This window comes from Halorubrum sp. GN11_10-6_MGM (assembly GCF_005435165.1).
Lineage (GTDB): Archaea > Halobacteriota > Halobacteria > Halobacteriales > Haloferacaceae > Halorubrum.
Window position 1 is genome coordinate 20072 of sequence record NZ_SGUC01000032.1, and the last position, 16530, is coordinate 36601.

The 16530-nt window shown below is 69.0% G+C and carries 18 protein-coding genes; 6 read left to right on the forward strand and 12 right to left on the reverse strand.

Annotated elements, in window-relative coordinates; translation table 11 throughout:
• Window positions 1–22: 22 nt before the first annotated feature.
• Window positions 23–439, reverse strand: a complete 417-nt coding sequence (locus EXE46_RS13355) for a dual specificity protein phosphatase (protein WP_137688876.1) — start codon at window positions 437–439, stop codon at window positions 23–25.
• 122 nt (window positions 440–561) lie between these two features.
• Here EXE46_RS13355 and EXE46_RS13360 point away from each other — a divergent pair, with 122 nt between their 5' ends.
• The 3 genes from EXE46_RS13360 to EXE46_RS13370 all read left to right on the forward strand — a co-directional run bounded on the left by EXE46_RS13360 (window position 562) and on the right by EXE46_RS13370 (window position 4191).
• Window positions 562–1563 (forward strand): hypothetical protein, encoded by a 1002-nt coding sequence (locus EXE46_RS13360; RefSeq protein ID WP_137688877.1) that lies wholly within the window; start codon window positions 562–564, stop codon window positions 1561–1563.
• Window positions 1564–1634: 71 nt separating this feature from the next.
• Entirely contained in the window at window positions 1635–2573 is a 939-nt protein-coding gene (gene lipA, locus EXE46_RS13365) for a lipoyl synthase (RefSeq protein WP_137688878.1), read from the forward strand.
• 223 nt (window positions 2574–2796) lie between these two features.
• On the forward strand, window positions 2797–4191 hold the full coding sequence (locus tag EXE46_RS13370) for an ABC transporter substrate-binding protein (RefSeq protein ID WP_137688879.1): 1395 nt from the start codon (window positions 2797–2799) through the stop codon (window positions 4189–4191).
• A gap of 183 nt (window positions 4192–4374) precedes the next feature.
• On the opposite strand, the gene EXE46_RS13375 is transcribed toward EXE46_RS13370, so the two are convergent.
• From EXE46_RS13375 to EXE46_RS13405, 7 genes are all read right to left on the reverse strand, one after another.
• Window positions 4375–5079 (reverse strand): ABC transporter ATP-binding protein, encoded by a 705-nt coding sequence (locus EXE46_RS13375; RefSeq protein WP_137688880.1) that lies wholly within the window; start codon window positions 5077–5079, stop codon window positions 4375–4377.
• Complete coding sequence (locus tag EXE46_RS13380; RefSeq protein WP_137688894.1) at window positions 5076–5897, reverse strand: ABC transporter ATP-binding protein; 822 nt, start codon at window positions 5895–5897, stop codon at window positions 5076–5078. Before EXE46_RS13380 ends, EXE46_RS13375 begins: the two co-directional genes overlap by 4 nt.
• Before the next feature lie 98 nt (window positions 5898–5995).
• Window positions 5996–7369, reverse strand: coding sequence for a branched-chain amino acid ABC transporter permease (locus EXE46_RS13385; RefSeq protein WP_137688881.1), 1374 nt, complete (start codon window positions 7367–7369; stop codon window positions 5996–5998).
• Window positions 7366–8478 (reverse strand): branched-chain amino acid ABC transporter permease, encoded by a 1113-nt coding sequence (locus EXE46_RS13390; RefSeq protein WP_137688882.1) that lies wholly within the window; start codon window positions 8476–8478, stop codon window positions 7366–7368. The genes EXE46_RS13385 and EXE46_RS13390 overlap by 4 nt, the downstream gene beginning before the upstream one ends.
• A 162-nt stretch (window positions 8479–8640) precedes the next feature.
• On the reverse strand, window positions 8641–10299 hold the full coding sequence (gene ggt, locus EXE46_RS13395) for a gamma-glutamyltransferase (RefSeq protein ID WP_137688883.1): 1659 nt from the start codon (window positions 10297–10299) through the stop codon (window positions 8641–8643).
• A gap of 99 nt (window positions 10300–10398) precedes the next feature.
• Window positions 10399–10704 carry a putative quinol monooxygenase gene (locus tag EXE46_RS13400; RefSeq protein WP_137688884.1) on the reverse strand — a complete coding sequence of 102 codons (306 nt, stop codon included), beginning with the start codon at window positions 10702–10704 and terminating at the stop codon, window positions 10399–10401.
• A gap of 121 nt (window positions 10705–10825) precedes the next feature.
• Entirely contained in the window at window positions 10826–11029 is a 204-nt protein-coding gene (locus EXE46_RS13405) for a hypothetical protein (RefSeq protein ID WP_137688885.1), read from the reverse strand.
• A 210-nt stretch (window positions 11030–11239) separates the two neighbouring features.
• Between EXE46_RS13405 and EXE46_RS13410 the strand changes: the two genes are divergently transcribed.
• Together EXE46_RS13410 and EXE46_RS13415 are read left to right on the forward strand one after the other, a co-directional pair.
• On the forward strand, window positions 11240–11908 hold the full coding sequence (locus tag EXE46_RS13410; RefSeq protein ID WP_137688886.1) for a thioredoxin domain-containing protein: 669 nt from the start codon (window positions 11240–11242) through the stop codon (window positions 11906–11908).
• Complete coding sequence (locus EXE46_RS13415; protein ID WP_137688887.1) at window positions 11908–12510, forward strand: hypothetical protein; 603 nt, start codon at window positions 11908–11910, stop codon at window positions 12508–12510. The genes EXE46_RS13410 and EXE46_RS13415 overlap by 1 nt, the downstream gene beginning before the upstream one ends.
• Before the next feature lie 131 nt (window positions 12511–12641).
• Here the strand turns inward: EXE46_RS13415 and EXE46_RS13420 are convergent, their stop codons facing one another.
• The 3 genes from EXE46_RS13420 to EXE46_RS13430 all read right to left on the reverse strand — a co-directional run bounded on the left by EXE46_RS13420 (window position 12642) and on the right by EXE46_RS13430 (window position 14645).
• Complete coding sequence (locus EXE46_RS13420) at window positions 12642–13112, reverse strand: nucleic acid-binding protein (RefSeq protein ID WP_137688888.1); 471 nt, start codon at window positions 13110–13112, stop codon at window positions 12642–12644.
• Window positions 13109–13360 carry a hypothetical protein gene (locus EXE46_RS13425; RefSeq protein ID WP_137688889.1) on the reverse strand — a complete coding sequence of 84 codons (252 nt, stop codon included), beginning with the start codon at window positions 13358–13360 and terminating at the stop codon, window positions 13109–13111. The genes EXE46_RS13420 and EXE46_RS13425 overlap by 4 nt, the downstream gene beginning before the upstream one ends.
• 628 nt (window positions 13361–13988) lie before the next feature.
• Window positions 13989–14645, reverse strand: coding sequence for an HVO_0476 family zinc finger protein (locus tag EXE46_RS13430; RefSeq protein ID WP_137688890.1), 657 nt, complete (start codon window positions 14643–14645; stop codon window positions 13989–13991).
• Between the two features lie 167 nt (window positions 14646–14812).
• On the opposite strand from EXE46_RS13430, the gene prs reads away from it, so the two are divergent.
• Window positions 14813–15673 (forward strand): ribose-phosphate diphosphokinase, encoded by an 861-nt coding sequence (prs, locus tag EXE46_RS13435; RefSeq protein ID WP_137688891.1) that lies wholly within the window; start codon window positions 14813–14815, stop codon window positions 15671–15673.
• 9 nt (window positions 15674–15682) lie between these two features.
• On the opposite strand, the gene EXE46_RS13440 is transcribed toward prs, so the two are convergent.
• Window positions 15683–16255 (reverse strand): maltose acetyltransferase domain-containing protein, encoded by a 573-nt coding sequence (locus tag EXE46_RS13440; protein WP_137688892.1) that lies wholly within the window; start codon window positions 16253–16255, stop codon window positions 15683–15685.
• Between the last annotated feature and the right edge of the window lie 275 nt (window positions 16256–16530).

A 16530-nucleotide genomic window follows, 5' to 3' on the forward strand; every position in this document is an offset into this window, starting at 1 on the left:
GTTCGTCCTACGGCACCCTCCCCTACTCGCGATCCCGGGTCGCGAACTTGGCGGCCTGCCGGACCAGCGCGTCGTGAGGGTCGACCGCCGCCCGCCGCCCGAGCACCCGCTCGAACGCCTCGCCGAGGTCCCGGTCCGTCAGGCGCGTCATCGCCGCGGCGGCGACCGCCGGGCTGCGAGAGGCGCCGGCCGAACAGTGGACCAGGACGCGCCGCCCGGCCTCGCGCCGCTCCACGACCGCCTCCGCGGCGTCGGCGAACGCCCCGTACTCGTTCCGCGGTCCGTCCAGCATCGGGATATCGACGCGAGCGACGGCTCCGGTGTTCGGGTCGTCGTGCGTCAGCGAAACGACGACGTCGACGCCGCGGTTCCGGAGCAGCGACTCGTCTTCGGCGTCCGACGCCGTCCCGACGAAGAGTCCCTCGGCTACCTCGTCCATCGTGAGACGCTCCCTTGTTCCGACTACGGACGACGCGGGGGTAAATGCTTCCGCCCGCCGACGCGCTCTCCGGCCCCACCGCCGTACGCCGTTTTTATCTCGCTCGCCGAACGAGATCGAACATGGGCAAACACGAGCGCGGCTGGGTCGAGGCCACGGAGCAGCTGACGGCGCAGCTCGCGAACGGCACGGAACCCGACCCCGACCTCGAAGAGCGGGGGAGACCCGACCTCGCGGCGGCGCTCGCCGAGCGGATCGAGGCCGACTTCCCGGACCGGACCGCGGTGCGTCACGCCGGCAACTCCTACGACTCGCTCGGCGATCTCATCGTCGAGACCGGCGACGGAGAGACGTTCCTCGAAGCGAAGTTCGTCGCCAGCGGCGGCACGCGGGCGAACCTCGGGCAGGACACGCTGACGCAGTTCGAACTCTTCGAGGACGCGACGGCGTGGAGCGACTTCCGGGCGGAGATCGGGTTCCCCGAGGACCGCGAGGCGCTGCTCCGGGAGTTTGACGACTACCCGGACGACGTCCGCGACTGGTCGTACAAGTCGGCGGTGTACGACCGCGCGAAACACCTCAAAAACGTCCTCGACGTCTCTCGGGGACAGAACACGGGCTCGCGGGCGGACGAGGTGCTCGCCGACCCGGAGGCGACGGAGACGCAGCGGGAGGCGGCGCGGATCGTCAACGCGATCCTCGACCTCGACCGAGAGGAGAAACTGGCGTACTTCGATCACCTTCGCGACGCCGACCAGAACCCTCGCAACGTCGAGACGTTCGCGCACCTGATCGTCTGCGGCTACCACACCGCCGACGCGCTCGAAGAGCACTTCGACTCCGACCTCGACGAGATCAAGCGCCTGCTGGAGACGGACGCCTACCGCCTCTACGAGGTGAACAAAAACAGCGGGACGGTGACGGTCGAGAACCCCGCGGAGCTGCTCGCGGGGTTCGAGTGGGCGGACACGCGCGTCGAGATTCCGGAGGACGGCACCTCCGTGAGCGTGGTGACGGGGGCGCCCGGGAACCGGCGGCGCGTGCTGAACATCGCGTACAACTGGAAGAACAAGTTCCAGGGGATCCAGACGCCGTCGATGAACGTCTTCGTGCCGGAGGCGTAGGCCGCCGAGGGAGGACCGGAAGCGACCCCGCCGACCCGCACCCTTTTGCGGTCGGACGCCAAGGGTCGACCATGCAACGCGGCCGCCGGAAGCCGGACTGGCTGAAGTCTCGCCCGCCGTCCGGGAGTCGGTTCACCGAGATCAAGTCCACCCTCCGTGACCGCGACCTCCACACGGTCTGCGAGGAGGCGAACTGCCCGAACATGGGCGAGTGTTGGTCGGGAGACGACGGCCCGGGCACGGCGACGTTCATGCTGCTTGGCGACCGCTGCTCGCGCGGCTGTAACTTCTGTGACGTCGAGACGGGCGGGATGGAGCCGCTCGACCCGGACGAGCCGGCGAACGTCGCGGACGCGGTCGCGGAGATCGGGCTCGACTACGTCGTCTTAACCTCCGTCGACCGCGACGACCTCGCGGACGGCGGGTCGGCGCAGTTCGCGGAGACGATCCGCGCGATCAAGCGGCGTGACCCGGAGATCCTCGTCGAGACACTTATCCCGGACTTCGGGGGCGACCCGGAGGCGATCGACCGGATCGTCGACGCGGGACCGGACGTGATCGCGCACAACGTCGAGACGGTCGAGCGCCTCCAGTGGCCGGTCCGGGACCGCCGCGCGAACTACGAGCAGTCGCTCGCGGTCCTCGACCGGGTCGACCGCGAGTCGGATATCCACACGAAGACGAGCCTCATGCTCGGCGTCGGCGAGTACGACCACGAGGTGTACCGGACGCTCGGCGACCTCCGCGAGGTCGGCGTCGACGTCGTCACCTTCGGCCAGTACCTCCAGCCCTCGCGCTCGCACCTCGACGTGTTCGAGTACGTCCACCCGGACGTCTTCGAGACGTGGCGGCGGGTCGCCGAGGAGGAGTTCGACTTCCTCTACTGCGCGTCCGGCGCCATGGTCCGGTCGTCGTACAAGGCCGGCGAACTGTTCGTTGAGGCGCTGCTCCGCGAGGGGCGCGCGCCCGAGGACGCCCGGAGACAGGCGCGGGCCGCCGGCGGCGACTGACGGGGCACCCCGGTCGACCTGGGGCGACGAACCCTCTCGGAGCTGACCTTTCTCGGCGGCTCGAAGTCGCCGGCTCGATCACGCACGGAAACGGGTACGACGGCCGTAGAAACCGCCTCGGATTCCCGATCGAAGTTATATACCTTATATGAGAGTTATTGACAGGAAATGTGGAGCAGCTGACAGGGATATACTTATCAAAGTGGGGTCTATATGAGTGGGTATGTCATACCACAAACGACGGCGTGACGTGTTGAAGACTGTCGGTGTCGCTGGCGCGATCGGACTCGCCGGCTGTTCAGGAAACGGTGGCGACGGCGGGGACGGTGGCGACGGAGGAGACGGCGGGGACGGTGGCGACGGCGGCGATGGCGGCGATGGCGGCGATGGCGGCGACGGCGGGTCCGGCGGCGGCGGTCCGGATCTGCTCACCGTCATCGGCTACCCCGAGAGCGGGATCCAGCTGTTCCGCGACTACTACGCCGCGTCGGACGGCGCGGAGGACATCCTCATTCCCGACGGCCTTCAGGACCCCTCGTTACCCGGACAGGTCGGCAACGCGATGGACAACGTCACCGGGACCGCTCCGGCGGCGGGCGGGCCGAACCAGGAGGCGTTCGCGACCCTGTATCAGGACGCCTACGACGAGACACCGGGCGTGTTCACCTCGCAGTCGTACGACTCCGCGGCGGCGCTGATCCTGGCGAACGTCGCGGCGGGCGAGAACAACGGGACCGCGATCCGCGACCAGCTCCGGCGCATCGCGAACCCCGACGGCACCTCGTACGGGCCCGGGGAGTTCATCGAGGCCGTCGAGGCGGCCGCCAACGGCGAAAACATCAACTACCAGGGCGCGTCGAGCGCCGTCAACTTCGACCAGAACGGCGACCCGGCGTCGGCGGCCTACCAGATCTGGGAGTTCGCGGGACAGGACGCCGACTCGGTCAGCGTCCAGGAGACGCAGAACTTCGAGGGCGCGAACCCCGACGGCGCCGGCCCCTCGGCCGACTCGTCGCCCGGCGGATTCGGCCGCGAGGTGAGCCTCGGGATCCTGCTGCCGGAGACCGGTGACCTCGCGTCGACGGGTCAGCCGATGATCCGCGCGGCGGAGATCCCGGCCCAGCAGGTCAACGACTCCGACCTCGACCTGACGGTGAACGCCCAGTTCGAGGACACGAACACCTCGCCCGACCAGGGGGTCAGCGGCGCCGAGTCCCTGATCAGTTCGGGCGTCCCCGCCGTCTGCGGGACCGCCTCCTCCGGCGTGAACGTCCCGGTCTGTACGGAGGCGCTCATCCCGAACGAGGTCGTCGGCTGCTCGCCGTCCAGCACCGCGCTGTCGGTGACGAACCTCGACGACGACGACTACATCTTCCGGACCGCCCCGAGCGACCAGCTTCAGGGCCGGGTCATGGCCCAGGTCGCCTCCGAGCGCCTCGGCGCCTCGACCGCCGCGACGCTGTACGTGAACAACGACTACGGCCAGCAGCTCTCGAACCGGTTCAGCGAGGTCTTCGAGAACACGTTCGACGGCACGGTGTACGACCAGATCAGCTTCAACATCGGCTCGTCGTCGTACTCCAACGTCGTCGAACAGGCGCTCACGAGCGGGAACTGAGCGCGCTCGGAGACCGAGGCGTCGACCGGAACTCCTTCGTTTTTTGCCGCGTTCCGAGCGACGAGCCCCGCGCACGCGCCCCTCGCGAGCGACGCCGTCGCTCCGGGGGCGTCTTTCACTTCCGCTCGCACGCGATCGGACCGAGAAACGGTCGCACCGCGGACCGACCGCCGACGCGACCGACTATCCGCCGAGGAACTCCCGCCGGACCTCCTCGTCGTTCAGCAGGACGGTGCCCTCGTCCTCGAACCGGTTCTGCCCGTTCGCGAGCACGTAGCCGCGGTCACAGCGTCGCAGCGCCTCCTTCGCGTTCTGTTCGACCATCAGGATCGCCGTCCCCGTCTCGTTGATCTCGTCGATCTTGTCGAACATCTCGTCGACGAGGTCGGGCGCGAGCCCCGCGCTCGGCTCGTCGAGCAACAGGAGCTCTGGGTCGAGCATCAGCGCGCGGCCCATCGCGAGCATCTGCCGCTGGCCGCCGCTCAGCGTCCCCGCCTGCTGGTCCTTCCGCTCCTCGAGTATCGGGAACCGGTCGTACACCTTTCTGAGCTCCTCCTGCGGGACCTCGTCGAGGATGTACGCGCCCATCTCGAGGTTCTCTTCGACGTCGAGCTCCGCGAAGACGTTCTCGCTCTGGGGCACGTACCCCAACCCCTTGTGGATCACGTCCTCCGGCTTCGTCCCGCTGATGTCCTCGTCGTCGAACGTCACCGTGCCGCCCATGTGCGTCGTCAGTCCGAACACCGACTTCATCACGGTGGACTTGCCGGCCCCGTTCGGCCCGACGATGGTGACGTACTCCTCGTCGTCGACGTCGAGGTCGACGTCGGTGAGGATCTGTAGGTCCCCGTAGCCGGCGTCCAGGTCGCGGACTTCGAGGAGGCTCATACCTCACCCCCGAGGTAGGCCTCGATGACCTCCTCGCTCTCTTTGATCTCCTCCGGCGTCCCGTCCTTCAGGATCCGGCCTTGGTGCATGACGATGACCCGCTCGCAGTTGTTCATGATGAGGTCCATGTCGTGTTCCACGATGAGGAAGGTGTACCCCCGCTCGCGCAGCTCGTGGATGTGTTCGAGCAGCCGCTTCTCCAGCGACGGGTTGACCCCCGCGAACGGCTCGTCGAGGAGCAGCACGTCGGGGTCGGTCAGGAGCGCCCGCGCCATCTCCAGCAGCTTCCGCTGGCCGCCGGAGAGGTTCCCCGCGTACTCGTCGGCGAGGTGGTCGATCTCGAAGAAGTCGAGCACCTCCCAGACGCGGTCGAGCTGTTCGGTCTCCTGCTCTTGGACGGACCGGCGGGTGACCGGCATGATCGACCGCCACAGGGACTCGCCGACCTGTCCCTTCGGCGCGAGCATCATGTTCTCGAGAACGGTCATCTCCTCCAGCTCGCGGGCGATCTGGAACGTCCGCGCGAGACCCCGATTGGCGATCTCGTGGGGCTGGAAGCCGGTGATGTCCTCGCCGTTGAACCGGACGGTCCCTTCCGTGGGATCGAGCATCCCGGTGATGAGGTTGAACGTGGTCGACTTCCCGGCCCCGTTCGGACCGATGAGCCCGGTGAGCGTCCCCTCCTCGACGTCGAAGCTCACGTCGTCGACGGCGGTGATCCCGCCGAACTCCTTCCGCAGTCCCTCGACCTCGAGGGGGGCGTACCGGGCGTCGTCGCCGGCCCGCGTCTCGGGGTCGTCCTCGACCAGTTCGGTCAGGTCGGTCGAGGCGTCGCTCGCGCTCGGTGGCGTATCCTCTCCGGTCGCCGCCCCTTCCGCCGGGGCCGACTCGCTCGCGGGGGAGTCGTCGGTCTCGCTCACCGTTCGTCACCTCCGTCGGCGGCGGCCGGGTTCCCGGTCGACCCGCCGCCTCCCGGCCGGGCGAGGTCGACGCTGGACGCCGTCTCCTTGCGGTGGCCGAGCAGCCCCTCCGGCCGATTGTGCATCAGCCAGATCAGCACCACGCCCATGATCACCAGCCGCAGCTGGCTGACGCTGTCGAGCGTGTACAGGACGAACGGCATCGGGTCGAGCGAGGCGAACCCGGCCATCGCCTCGCCGAAGTTCCGCGGCGCGTCGCCCAGCTCGAAGGCCGTCTCGACGAGGTTCTTGAAGTACCGCGGCCCCTCGTACAACACCCCGGCGAAGATCGCGCCGCCGAGGAAGCTCCCGGTGTTCGACCCCGCGCCGCCGATGATCAGCGCGATCCAGATGAAGAAGGTGATGTTCGGCCGGAACGACGGCGGCGTGATGCTCCCGCGGCCGGAGTACCAGAGGATACCGCCGAGCCCCATCAGCGCGGCGCCGAGCACGAACGCCGTGAGCTTGAACCGGTCGGTGTCCTTGCCGAGGGCGTTCGCGACGTCCTCGTCCTCGCGGATCGCCTTCAGCACGCGGCCGAACGGCGACTTTCCGGTCCGAGAGAGCAGCAGGTAGAACAGCCCGACGCCGACGATCAGGACGACCCCGTAGAGGAGCCCGTCCAGCACCGGCTTGGGGTTGTTCGGGATGACGCTCGCCTCGACGAACGAGACGAACCCGAGGTACGGATCCCAGAGGAACAGGGCCCGGAGCAGCGCCTCGAGCGGGTTCGTGTAGTTCAGGATGAGTCCGCCCCCGCCGCCGAGTCCGACCGTGTCCGCCGCCGGGTCGAAACTGACCACCCAGAGGTCGATCGTGTCCGGCACGGTGAACGTCTGGAAGGTCCGGGACATCATGGTGAACCGGACGATCTCGGAGAACGCCACCGTGACGATCGCGAGGTAGTCCGCCCGGAGCCGGAGCGCGGGCAGCGCGACGAGCAGCCCGAACAGGCCCGCGATCACGACGCCGGCGATGACGCCGACGAAGAGCGGGAGGCCGAACCCGCCGACCTGCGCGGCGCCGTCGCCCACCGGCGGCTTCGAGACCAGCGCGGTCACGTAGATACCGATTCCCATGAAGCCGACGATGCCGATGTTGAACAGCCCGGTGTACCCCCAGTGGAGGTTCAGCGCTAGCGCCATCATGCCGAACACGCCGACGTAGAACGTGAGGTTCGCGATCGAGTTCAGCTGCCCGCGGAGCCCGTATCCGAAGGCGACGCCGGCGAGGATGTACGCCAGATAGAGGGCGCCGAGGACGGCGAGCACGAGCGTCACGTCGCGCTCGAAGAGCCCCTCGAACCGCCCGCGAAGGTCGCTTGTACTCATGCTGTGGTCCTCCCGCTGAAGATGCCTTCAGGCTTGAATAACAGAATCACGATCATCACCATGAACGCGGCCGCGCGACCGAACTCCGATGGAATCCAGATCACGGAGACCGAGGCGGTGAGGCCGATGATGATCCCGCCGCCGATCGCGCCGTAGATCGACCCGATCCCGCCGAGGATCACCGCGGCGAACACGAGCAGCAGCAGCAGCCACCCGTCGTTGAACCCGAGCGTTCCCTTCCAGAGGACGAACATGTAGCCCGCGACGCCCGTCAGGCCCGCGCCGACGATCCACGTCGTGCGGATGACCTGCTCGGTCGGGATTCCGGTGATCCGCGCGAGGTCCTCGTTGTCGGACATCGCGCGCATCGCCTTCCCGAGCTTCGTCCGCTGGAGCAGCAGGTGGACGCCGAGCATGAGCCCGGCCGCGACGACGATGAGACTGATGTCGTGGGCCGTCACCCGGAACGTGCCGTCGATCGCGGGGACGTTTATCCGCGGGACCGACCCCGCCGCGGTCGTCCCCCGGACGCCGGCCCCGTAGACGAACTGGAGCAGGTACCGGAGCGCGAACGCGACCCCGATACTGGTTATCAGCAGCGCGATACCGCTCTCGTCGCGGATCGGCCGGTAGACGAACCGGTCGATAGCCAGCGCCAAGACGATCGCCGCGACGCCCGCCACGAGAGCCCCGAGGACGACGGCGATCGGCGCGGTCGTGACGCCGATACCGAGCGCGCCGCCGAACACCGACCCGCCCGCGCCGACGAGCAGGAGCGCCCCGACGCTGTTCTCGCCGATCCCGGCGATCAGGTAGCTCGCGCCCATCCCGGCGAACGCCCCGCTCGTGAGGTAGTCGCCGTGCGCGAAGTTCGCGAAATTGAGAATGCTGTACGTCATCGAGAGTCCGATCCCCGCCAGACCGATGATCAGCCCCCGGAGTAGACCGTCCCAGACGAGGGACGCGAGGCTGCTGATCTGAATCCCCCCGGACGCGAGCCCGGTCACGAGCGACCACACCATCCACAGGGCCACGAGTATGACCCCGATGGCGAGCGGTTCCTCGCTGAGGGTACGGCGGTATCGAACGAACGTTTCAGAGACACTCACGTGATAACACTCCTCACAAAAGCCTATGAATCAACGTATAAGACGTTTTCTACCTTCGATCTCCGAACGTGTCCGTCGTCCGTCGTATTTACTCACATAGGGTACTGTCTCAGGAATATAAACACGCCGCCCGTCCGACCCCGCCGGCCCCGTGGCGATCGGTCAGTACCCCTGCGCGTTCCCGTCTTTTCGCGGTTCGGTGGCAGCCGAGAGGACCCCGTCCCGGTTCCGCGCGATCTGCGCGCCGCCGAACATGACCGGCGAGAGCGTCCGCACGTCGTGGTCCTTCCGGACCAGCTTGGCCGCGGCATCGTCGTCGAAGTGGGGTTCGAGCGCCAGCTCGCCGCTCTCGCGGTAGCGCCACCGCGGTTCGTCGAGCGCGCGCTGGAGGGGCATCCCGTAGTCGACGAGGTTCGAGATCACCTGGACGTGGCCCTGCGGCTGCATGTAGCCGCCCATCACGCCGAACGCCGCCCAGTCGTCCTCGTCGAACCGGACGACGCCCGGAATGAGCGTGTGGAACGGGCGCTTACCGGGTTCGAGGCTGTTCGGGTGGTCGGGGTCGAGCGAGAAGGACGCGCCGCGGTTCTGGAGGGCGATGCCGGTGTCGCCCGCGACGAGCCCGGAGCCGAAGCCGGCGAACCGGGAGTTGATGTAGGAGACGACGTTGCCGGCCTCGTCCGCGACCGTGAGGAGGACGGTGTCCGCGTCCTCGGCGTTCGCGTTCGGCACGCCGAAGGAGACGTCGTGCGACGCGGTCCCGCCGACGCCCGCGGCGCGCTCGGCGGCCCACTCGCTCGACGCGAGCGGCGGGACCTCCTCGTACTCGGGGTCGGTGATGTAGCGGTGGCCGTCGTGGAACGCCCGCTTCATCGCCTCCGCGAAGTAGTGGACGCGCTCCGGCGAGTCGTAGTCGTACTCGCCCGCGCCGAGCTCGTTCGCGACGTTGAGCGCTTCCAGCGCGATCAGCCCCTGATTGTTCGGCGGGAGCTCGTACACCTCGGCGCCGTTGTACGTCGTCGACACCGGCTCGGGCCACTCGACCTCGAAGTCCGCGAGGTCGTCGACGGTCATGAACCCGCCCTGCGACTGGACCTCGTCGGCGATCTTCTCCGCGATCTCGCCCTCGTAGACGACGTCCGCCCCCTCCTCGGCGATCTTCCGCATCGACGCGCCGAGCCGCGGGAGCGTCACCGTCTGCCCGACGCCCGGCGGCTCGCCGTCGAACAGGAACGCCTCGCGGGCGTGGTCGTCGGTGAACAGCTCGTCGGCGCTCGCCCAGTAGGAGGCGATCACCTCGGAGACGGGGTACCCCTCGGTCGCGTAGCGGATCGCGGGCGCGAGCGCGTCGGCGAGCGTGAGCCGGCCCAGCTCCTCGACGGTCGCCTCCCACCCCCGGGCCGTCCCGGGGACCGTGACCGCGTGCGGGCCGTAGAACGGCATCCCGGCCTCGCCCGCGTCGTCGACCGCGTAGCCGCCGTCGTCGGGGTAGTACGACTCCGCGTCGTCGTCCTCCGCGAGCGCCGCTTTGACGTTCTCGATCGTCGCGTCCGCCGGGGCGCCGCCGCACGAGCGCATCGCGCCGACCTCGCCGTCGGCGGTCCGGTACAGCGCGAACACGTCGCCGCCGAGCCCGGTCGACGTGGATTCGACGACGTTGAGCGCGGCCGCGGTCGCGACCGCGGCGTCGAACGCGTTCCCCCCCTCCCTGAGGACCTCGACGCCCGCCTCGCTGGCGAGCGGCTGACTGGTCGCCACCACGCCGCGCTGGCCGTACACGGTGGATCGGCGCGACGTGAACCGGTCTAAGTCTGGCTCCATACGAACCCGTCCGGTGCGCGAGAGGATAAAGCTCCGACCGGAACTTTCCGGTGTCGGTCCGGCTCGGTCGGCGAGACGCTCGGGAGAACCCCCGACCGCTCAGGAGTGTTTCGCCGCCAGCACGTCGATCTCGTCGATCTGCGGGTTCTCGACGAGCAGCTCGTCGGCGCGGTCCATCAGTTCGGCGGCGATCTCGCCGTCGAGGTGCGCCTGCCGACCCGCCTCGTCCGGGAACGTGTCGAAGATCCCGAACGTGGTCTCGTCGAGGCGCAGCGCGAACCACGTCGTCGTCTGCTCCTCGGCCTCGGCCGCGGGCAGCGCGCCCTCGAGGAACTCGGCCACCTCGTCGGTCTTCTCGGGTTTGGCTTCGAGCCGTGCCTGAAGCGCGTACTCGGAGTCGGACATTCCGTCGGATCGGAGGGCTGCGAGCCGTTTAACACCCGTGGCACCGGGGATACGGTCGGTCGCGCGACCGGTCGTCGGCCGCGAACGGAGCGCCTCGACGACCCGGGCACCGGCGGGCGCCTCAGTCCTCGAACTCGGCGTAGTGGCGCACCAGCCCGCACTCGGGGCACATCACCGTCGTCAGCTCCTTGCGCTCGTTCATCCCGAGCTTCCCGAGCAGCCCGGACCGCTTCTCGCCGGTCTTGACGTGCGCGTTCCACGCGTCGCCCATGCTGAACTCCACTTCCTCCATCGTGACGCCGCAGTCCGGACAGCGGTGGTCCATGTGACGCCGGACGCGCGGCGACGTGAAAACGGTTGGTTCGGTGGCGCCCCCCGACCAGACGCGGGCCCCTGTCGAGGCGCAGTTCTCCGTCGAGATGCGGGCCCCTGCCGAGACGTCGGCGTCCCGGCGAACGGTCCCGCTCCGTCGGCCTTCCCCACTTTGGTCGAAGTTTGAACAAGCGCTAAACGCTCTCACACCGTACGTCGGGACATGAATCGACGACGCGTGCTGGCGCTCGCCGGCACGGCCGCGGTCGGCTCGCTAGCGGGATGTGCCGGCGGGTCCGACGGGTCCGGCGACGAGAGCGGGCAGTCGCTGCGGGAGCATCCGGCCGCCGCGGGACTGGACGGACTGCCCCGCCGGGGGCCGCTGGACGGACACGCGATACTCACCTTCGAGGATCCGTCCTGTACCCGGTGTCGGGCCTTCCACGAGGAGGTCGTCCCCCAGATACGGTCGAACGTCGTCGATCCCGGCGAGGGAGCGTACGTGCTCCGCACCTATCCCGTCGTCTACCCATGGGGCGAGCCGGCGACGCAGGCGCTCGCGTCGACGCACGCCCGGAGCGATCCGGCCTTCTGGTCGCTGCTCGACCACTTCTTCGCCACTCAGGAGCAGTTCGACGCGGACAACGTCCTCGACCGGACCGAGTCGTTCCTCGACGCAGAGACCGACCTCGACGGCGGCGCGGTCGTCGCCGACGCCGCAAACGAGGCCCACGACGAGGCAGTCCGGAACAACCTCGACGCCGCCGACGCCGCCGGTCTCGGGCGGACTACGCCGGTCGTCCTGCTCTTCCGGGACGGGGAGTACGTCACCTCGGCCAACGGGAGCGTGAGCTACGACCTCATCGCGGAGACGCTCGGGGTCGACGGCTGATGGGAATCCTCGGCCGCGGCGTCCGGCTTCCGACGGGGCGCGAGGACCTGCGGTTGATGGGTCGGACCGCGCGGCTGGTCCTGACGCTGCCGGCCTACGCCGCGGTCGCGGTCCTCGCGGCCGTCCTCTCGCTGACCGCGTTCGTGGTGTCGCTGAACGTCCGGTTCGTACTCGACGTCGTCGTGGGCGGGTCGCTCCCGCTCGGGAGCCGGCTGACGATCCTGACCGAACTCTACCCCTTCGTGGGCACCTCCTTCGGTCCCGGACAGGGGAGCCTGCTCGTCGTCGTGGCGCTGCTGACCGGCCTCGACGTCGCGATGGCGACGTACCACTTCCGCGAGCACGGGCTGGACCCCCAGCAGGGCGGAGCCGGGCTGGCGGGCGTCGTCCTCGGGACGCTGGGGGCGGGCTGTGCGGCCTGCGGGTCCGCGGTGCTGCTCGGGCTGCTCTCGCTTCTGGGCGTCTCGACCTCCCTGCTGTTCCTCCCACTGGACGGGCTGGAGTTCGCGCTGGGCGCGCTCGTCGCCTTGACCCTCTCGATCTACTGGCTCGCCGACGGGATGCGGGGCGGGGAGATCAACGGCTGTCCGGTCGACGTGTAATCGGGGGGATCGCTTGTCGCTCGGTCGCGCCGACCCGCGTCCGCGTGGAGTGAAAGAGGCCTCGGCACTCACGACTCACAATCTATCCATAGGGGATGTAGTTAGCGCACCTATAGAGTCTGCTCTTCTCGTTACTGCTCGTCCAGCATCCGGATGCCGCGCTCCACAACTGCTTCGGTCACGAAGAGGCTCGTCTCACGCTGGAGCGCTCGCATACGCGATGCCGCTTCACTCCTGTCGAGCAATCCGCGGCCATAACCGAGCGCGATGACGCCGAGAGAACCGTGTACTTCGATATCCGCGTCAGACGCTGCCTCTCGGGCAGCGAGGTCATCGGTCAGGAGAACGGCTTCCAGCTCTTTTGCGACTGCGATCGCGGCGCGTTCTCCGGCGTCCAGTTCTTCGGCTCCGACTCGGCTCTCGTCGGCTTCGACGAGTTCGTACGAGAGATCGGACAACCCGTCAGGAGCACCACCGGCCTCGATTTCCTCGTACACCGTCTCTGGAACGAGTAATGTGTCAAACGTCGAGAACAGTTCGAGGGAATCGATCTCGGCGAGATGAATGAGGGGGCCAGCGTCCGAGGCGGCCGCGAGCGTCACGCGTTCAGGCCCCAGTCGACGTCTTCCTCGACGACATCACGCTCTCGCTCCGCTCGCTCGACTTTCGTCCGACCGACGTGTTCGATGGCTTCCTCCCGACCGAGTTCGCCGTCGAGGTACCGAGCAACCACGAGATCCTCCCACAGGTCCTCGAGACCGCGTTCGAGTGCCCGTTCGAACACTGCGGACTCTGGGAGATCCCGAGCCTCCGCGATTTCCCGAACGCGGTCGGAGATTTCGGCGGCCATACGATCCGATCGCCCGGCAACGTTCATAAATCTGCGTCTGCCCGCTTGACGCAAATCTGGTCGGAGTCCGTATCTACGGTGGTCTCACTCAGATGCCATCAGAGACGCCCTTTCCTCCAAGAGAGGGGCCTCGGCACTCATAGGGCTCGTCGTCGCCGGGTGCCGAGTCCGGCTCGGAGCGGTGGTTCGTCATCGGCCGGTCGTCGGTAGTCGCGCCGTCGAATAAAAGGATCCGGCCGCGCCGTCAGTGCGACGAGCCGGTGTACTCGTTCCAGCGGTCGGTGCCGTTCGCGATCCGCCGGGTGTCCGACGGGTCGAACGTCGCCGCCGCGTTCGCGACCGCCTCGGCGGCGGTCGGAAGGTCGTCGGTGGCGTCGGTGGCGTCGTCCGCGTCCGGACTCGCGGACGGGCCCGACTGGTCGGTCGCCGGTTCGGTCTCGGTCGCCTCGCGCGTGCTCGGACCGCCGGGACCGGCCGCCGTCCCCGCCGCCGAGCGTGCGTCAGTCGTGTACTACGGGTGGCACGACTCGACCCACGTGCGTATCCTTCATAATTGTTTATGTTGGTACGAGGATCGCCGCCGAAAAAGCGGAGTCGGTGGAGCGCCGCCGTGCGGTGCCGAAGTGGCCTACCAGGCCGACCACGCGGTGAGCGTCTCGTCGCGGGCGTACACCCGCTTGAGGTCCTTCGCGTACGCGAGGTCGCCGGGGTGGTCGAGCTTCTCGTGGCGGTACTCGGGGGCGTCCTCGCGGATGTGGAGCCCCTCGACGGTGAACTCCTCCTCGCCGAACTCCACCGTCTCGTCGACGGTGAACTCGTAGTCGCCGGGGACGTTCACCCGCAGCGAGCGCGTCCGGTCCGCGTCCCCGTCCTTCGGGTGGAGCGTGACGGGGACCGCGACGTTGTCGACCGCGCGGGTCCACAGCGTCTCGACGTCGGTGATGTCCGCCTCCTCGACGCGGTTCTCCGGACCGAGTTCGATCCCCGTGATCCGCACCTGCATCAGGGCGTCGTCGGTGTCGACGACGAACTCCTCGCCGGTGCCGACGTCGCCGTCGGCGGGGACGTCCATCGTCGTCGTGAACGAGTCGCCGTCCTGCGAGACGACGATCGTCACGGCGACGGTCTCCTCCTCGGGGATCTCGGTCTTGTGGGTGTGGTCGCACTCGGTACAGCGCACGGTGGCCTGCCCGCCCGGGCTGAGGACCTCGTGGACGGTCGGCTCGGCGGGTGAACACGACGGACAGGGGAGTCCGACGCGCGCGCCGGCTTCGGTGTCGCTCATTGGGCGCTCGTACCCGCCGCGCCCGTAAATATCCGCCCCTGTGGGGCCGGTGTGGGTCGCGCTCGCGTGGCGCGCGGCGGCGCGAGTGCGGTTCCGACGATCGGAGCGTCTCGCCGAGGCCGCGCGGTAAGGAAACTGGTTTACCGGTGTCCGCGGAACGGTCGCCCATGATCGTACCCGGGTCCAGCTCGCAGCAGCTCGCGGCCGCGCTCGCCGACGAGACGGGCCGGGCGCTCGCCACCCCGACCTACGAACGCTTTCCGGACGGGGAGGGGCTCGCCGCGGTGCCCGACTTCGACGCCGACGAGGCCGTGATCGTCGCCGCGACCGACTCCGACGAGGCGTGGGTCGAACTGCTCCAGCTCCAGGACGCCGTCCGCGAGGCCGGCGCGACGGACGTGACCACCGTGATCCCGTACATGGGGTACGCCCGACAGGACGAGTCCTTCGGCGAGGGGCAGCCGGTCTCGGCCCGCGCGATGGCGAAAGCGATCTCGACCGGGACCGACCGCGTCCGACTCGTCAACCCCCACGAGGCGGCCGTCGCCGACTTCTTCGATGTCCCGGTCGAGGCGGTCGATGCCGCCGGCGTCCTCGCCGACCCGCTCCCCGCCGACCTCGACGACCCGCTCTTCCTCGCGCCCGACGAGGGGGCAATCGACGCGGCCGCCACCGTCCGGGACGCCTACGGCGCCGGCGAGACGGACTACTTCGAGAAGCACCGCGACCGCGAGACGGGCGCCGTCGCGGTCTCGCCCTCGGACGCCCCCGTTTCAGACCGCGACGTGGTCGTCGTCGACGACATCATCGCCACCGGCTCCACGATGAGCGAGTCGGTCGCCGTGCTGGCCGACCGCGGCGCCGCGCGGGTGTTCGCCGCCTGCGTCCACCCCGTCCTCGCGGCCAACGCGGTGACGAAGCTCCGCGCCGCCGGCGTCGACCGGATCGTCGGCAGCGACACCGTGGAGCGCGGCTGTAGCGTCGTCAGCGTCGCACCCGCCGTGGCCGACGCGCTGGCGGGGCGCTGAGCGGGACGGCTAGGCGTCGGTCCCGCCGTCGACGTTCCGAATTTCTTCGGCCGGGTTGCCCCCGACCACCGTCCGCGCCGGCACGTCGTCGACCACGACGGCGCCGGCCGCGACGACCGCGCCGTCGCCGACCGAGACGCCCGGCGTGAGGACCGCCCGCCCGCCGATCCAGACGTCGTCGCCCACTGTCACCGGGTCGCCGAACTCGCGGCCGGTCGCGCGCCCGTCGGGATCGATCGGGTGCGTCGCGGTGTAGGCGTGGACGCCCGGCCCGAGCAGGCAGTTCTCGCCGAACGCGATCGGCGCCATGTCGAGGAAGACGCAGCCGTAGTTCGCGAAGAACCCGTCACCGACGCCGACGTTGTACCCGTAGTCGCAGCGGACCGGTGGCTCGACGGTCGCGTCGCCCCCGACCTCACCGAACAGCTCTCGGAGGAGTCGGTCGCGGCGGTCGGCCTCGGCCGGGGCGGTGGCGTTGTACCGGCGGCAGCGGTCGCTCGCGCGCCGGCGCTCGGCGACCAGCTCCGGGGCCGTCGGGTCGTACGCCTCGCCGGCGAGCATCCGCTCCTTCTCGCGTCCCATACGACTCCCGGCGCGGCGTCCTACATAGGCCTGTCCGTTGGTGGCGTCGGCGGTCGGTGTTTATAAGTCGAGTCTGGCACCAGACCAGCGGAGAACGCCTCCAAAGCCCCAGCCGCTCGGTTATAAATCGTTGACTGCGTCTGGCCGGCGAACGCCTCCAAAGCCCTAGCCGCGAGGACGGCGCACGCTCGCTGCGGTCCTCAGTCGCTCGTGCTGCTCGCTCCTTGCGGTCCTTGCGTCGCCTGCGCCGTCCTCGCGACTGCCCCTTTGAGTCC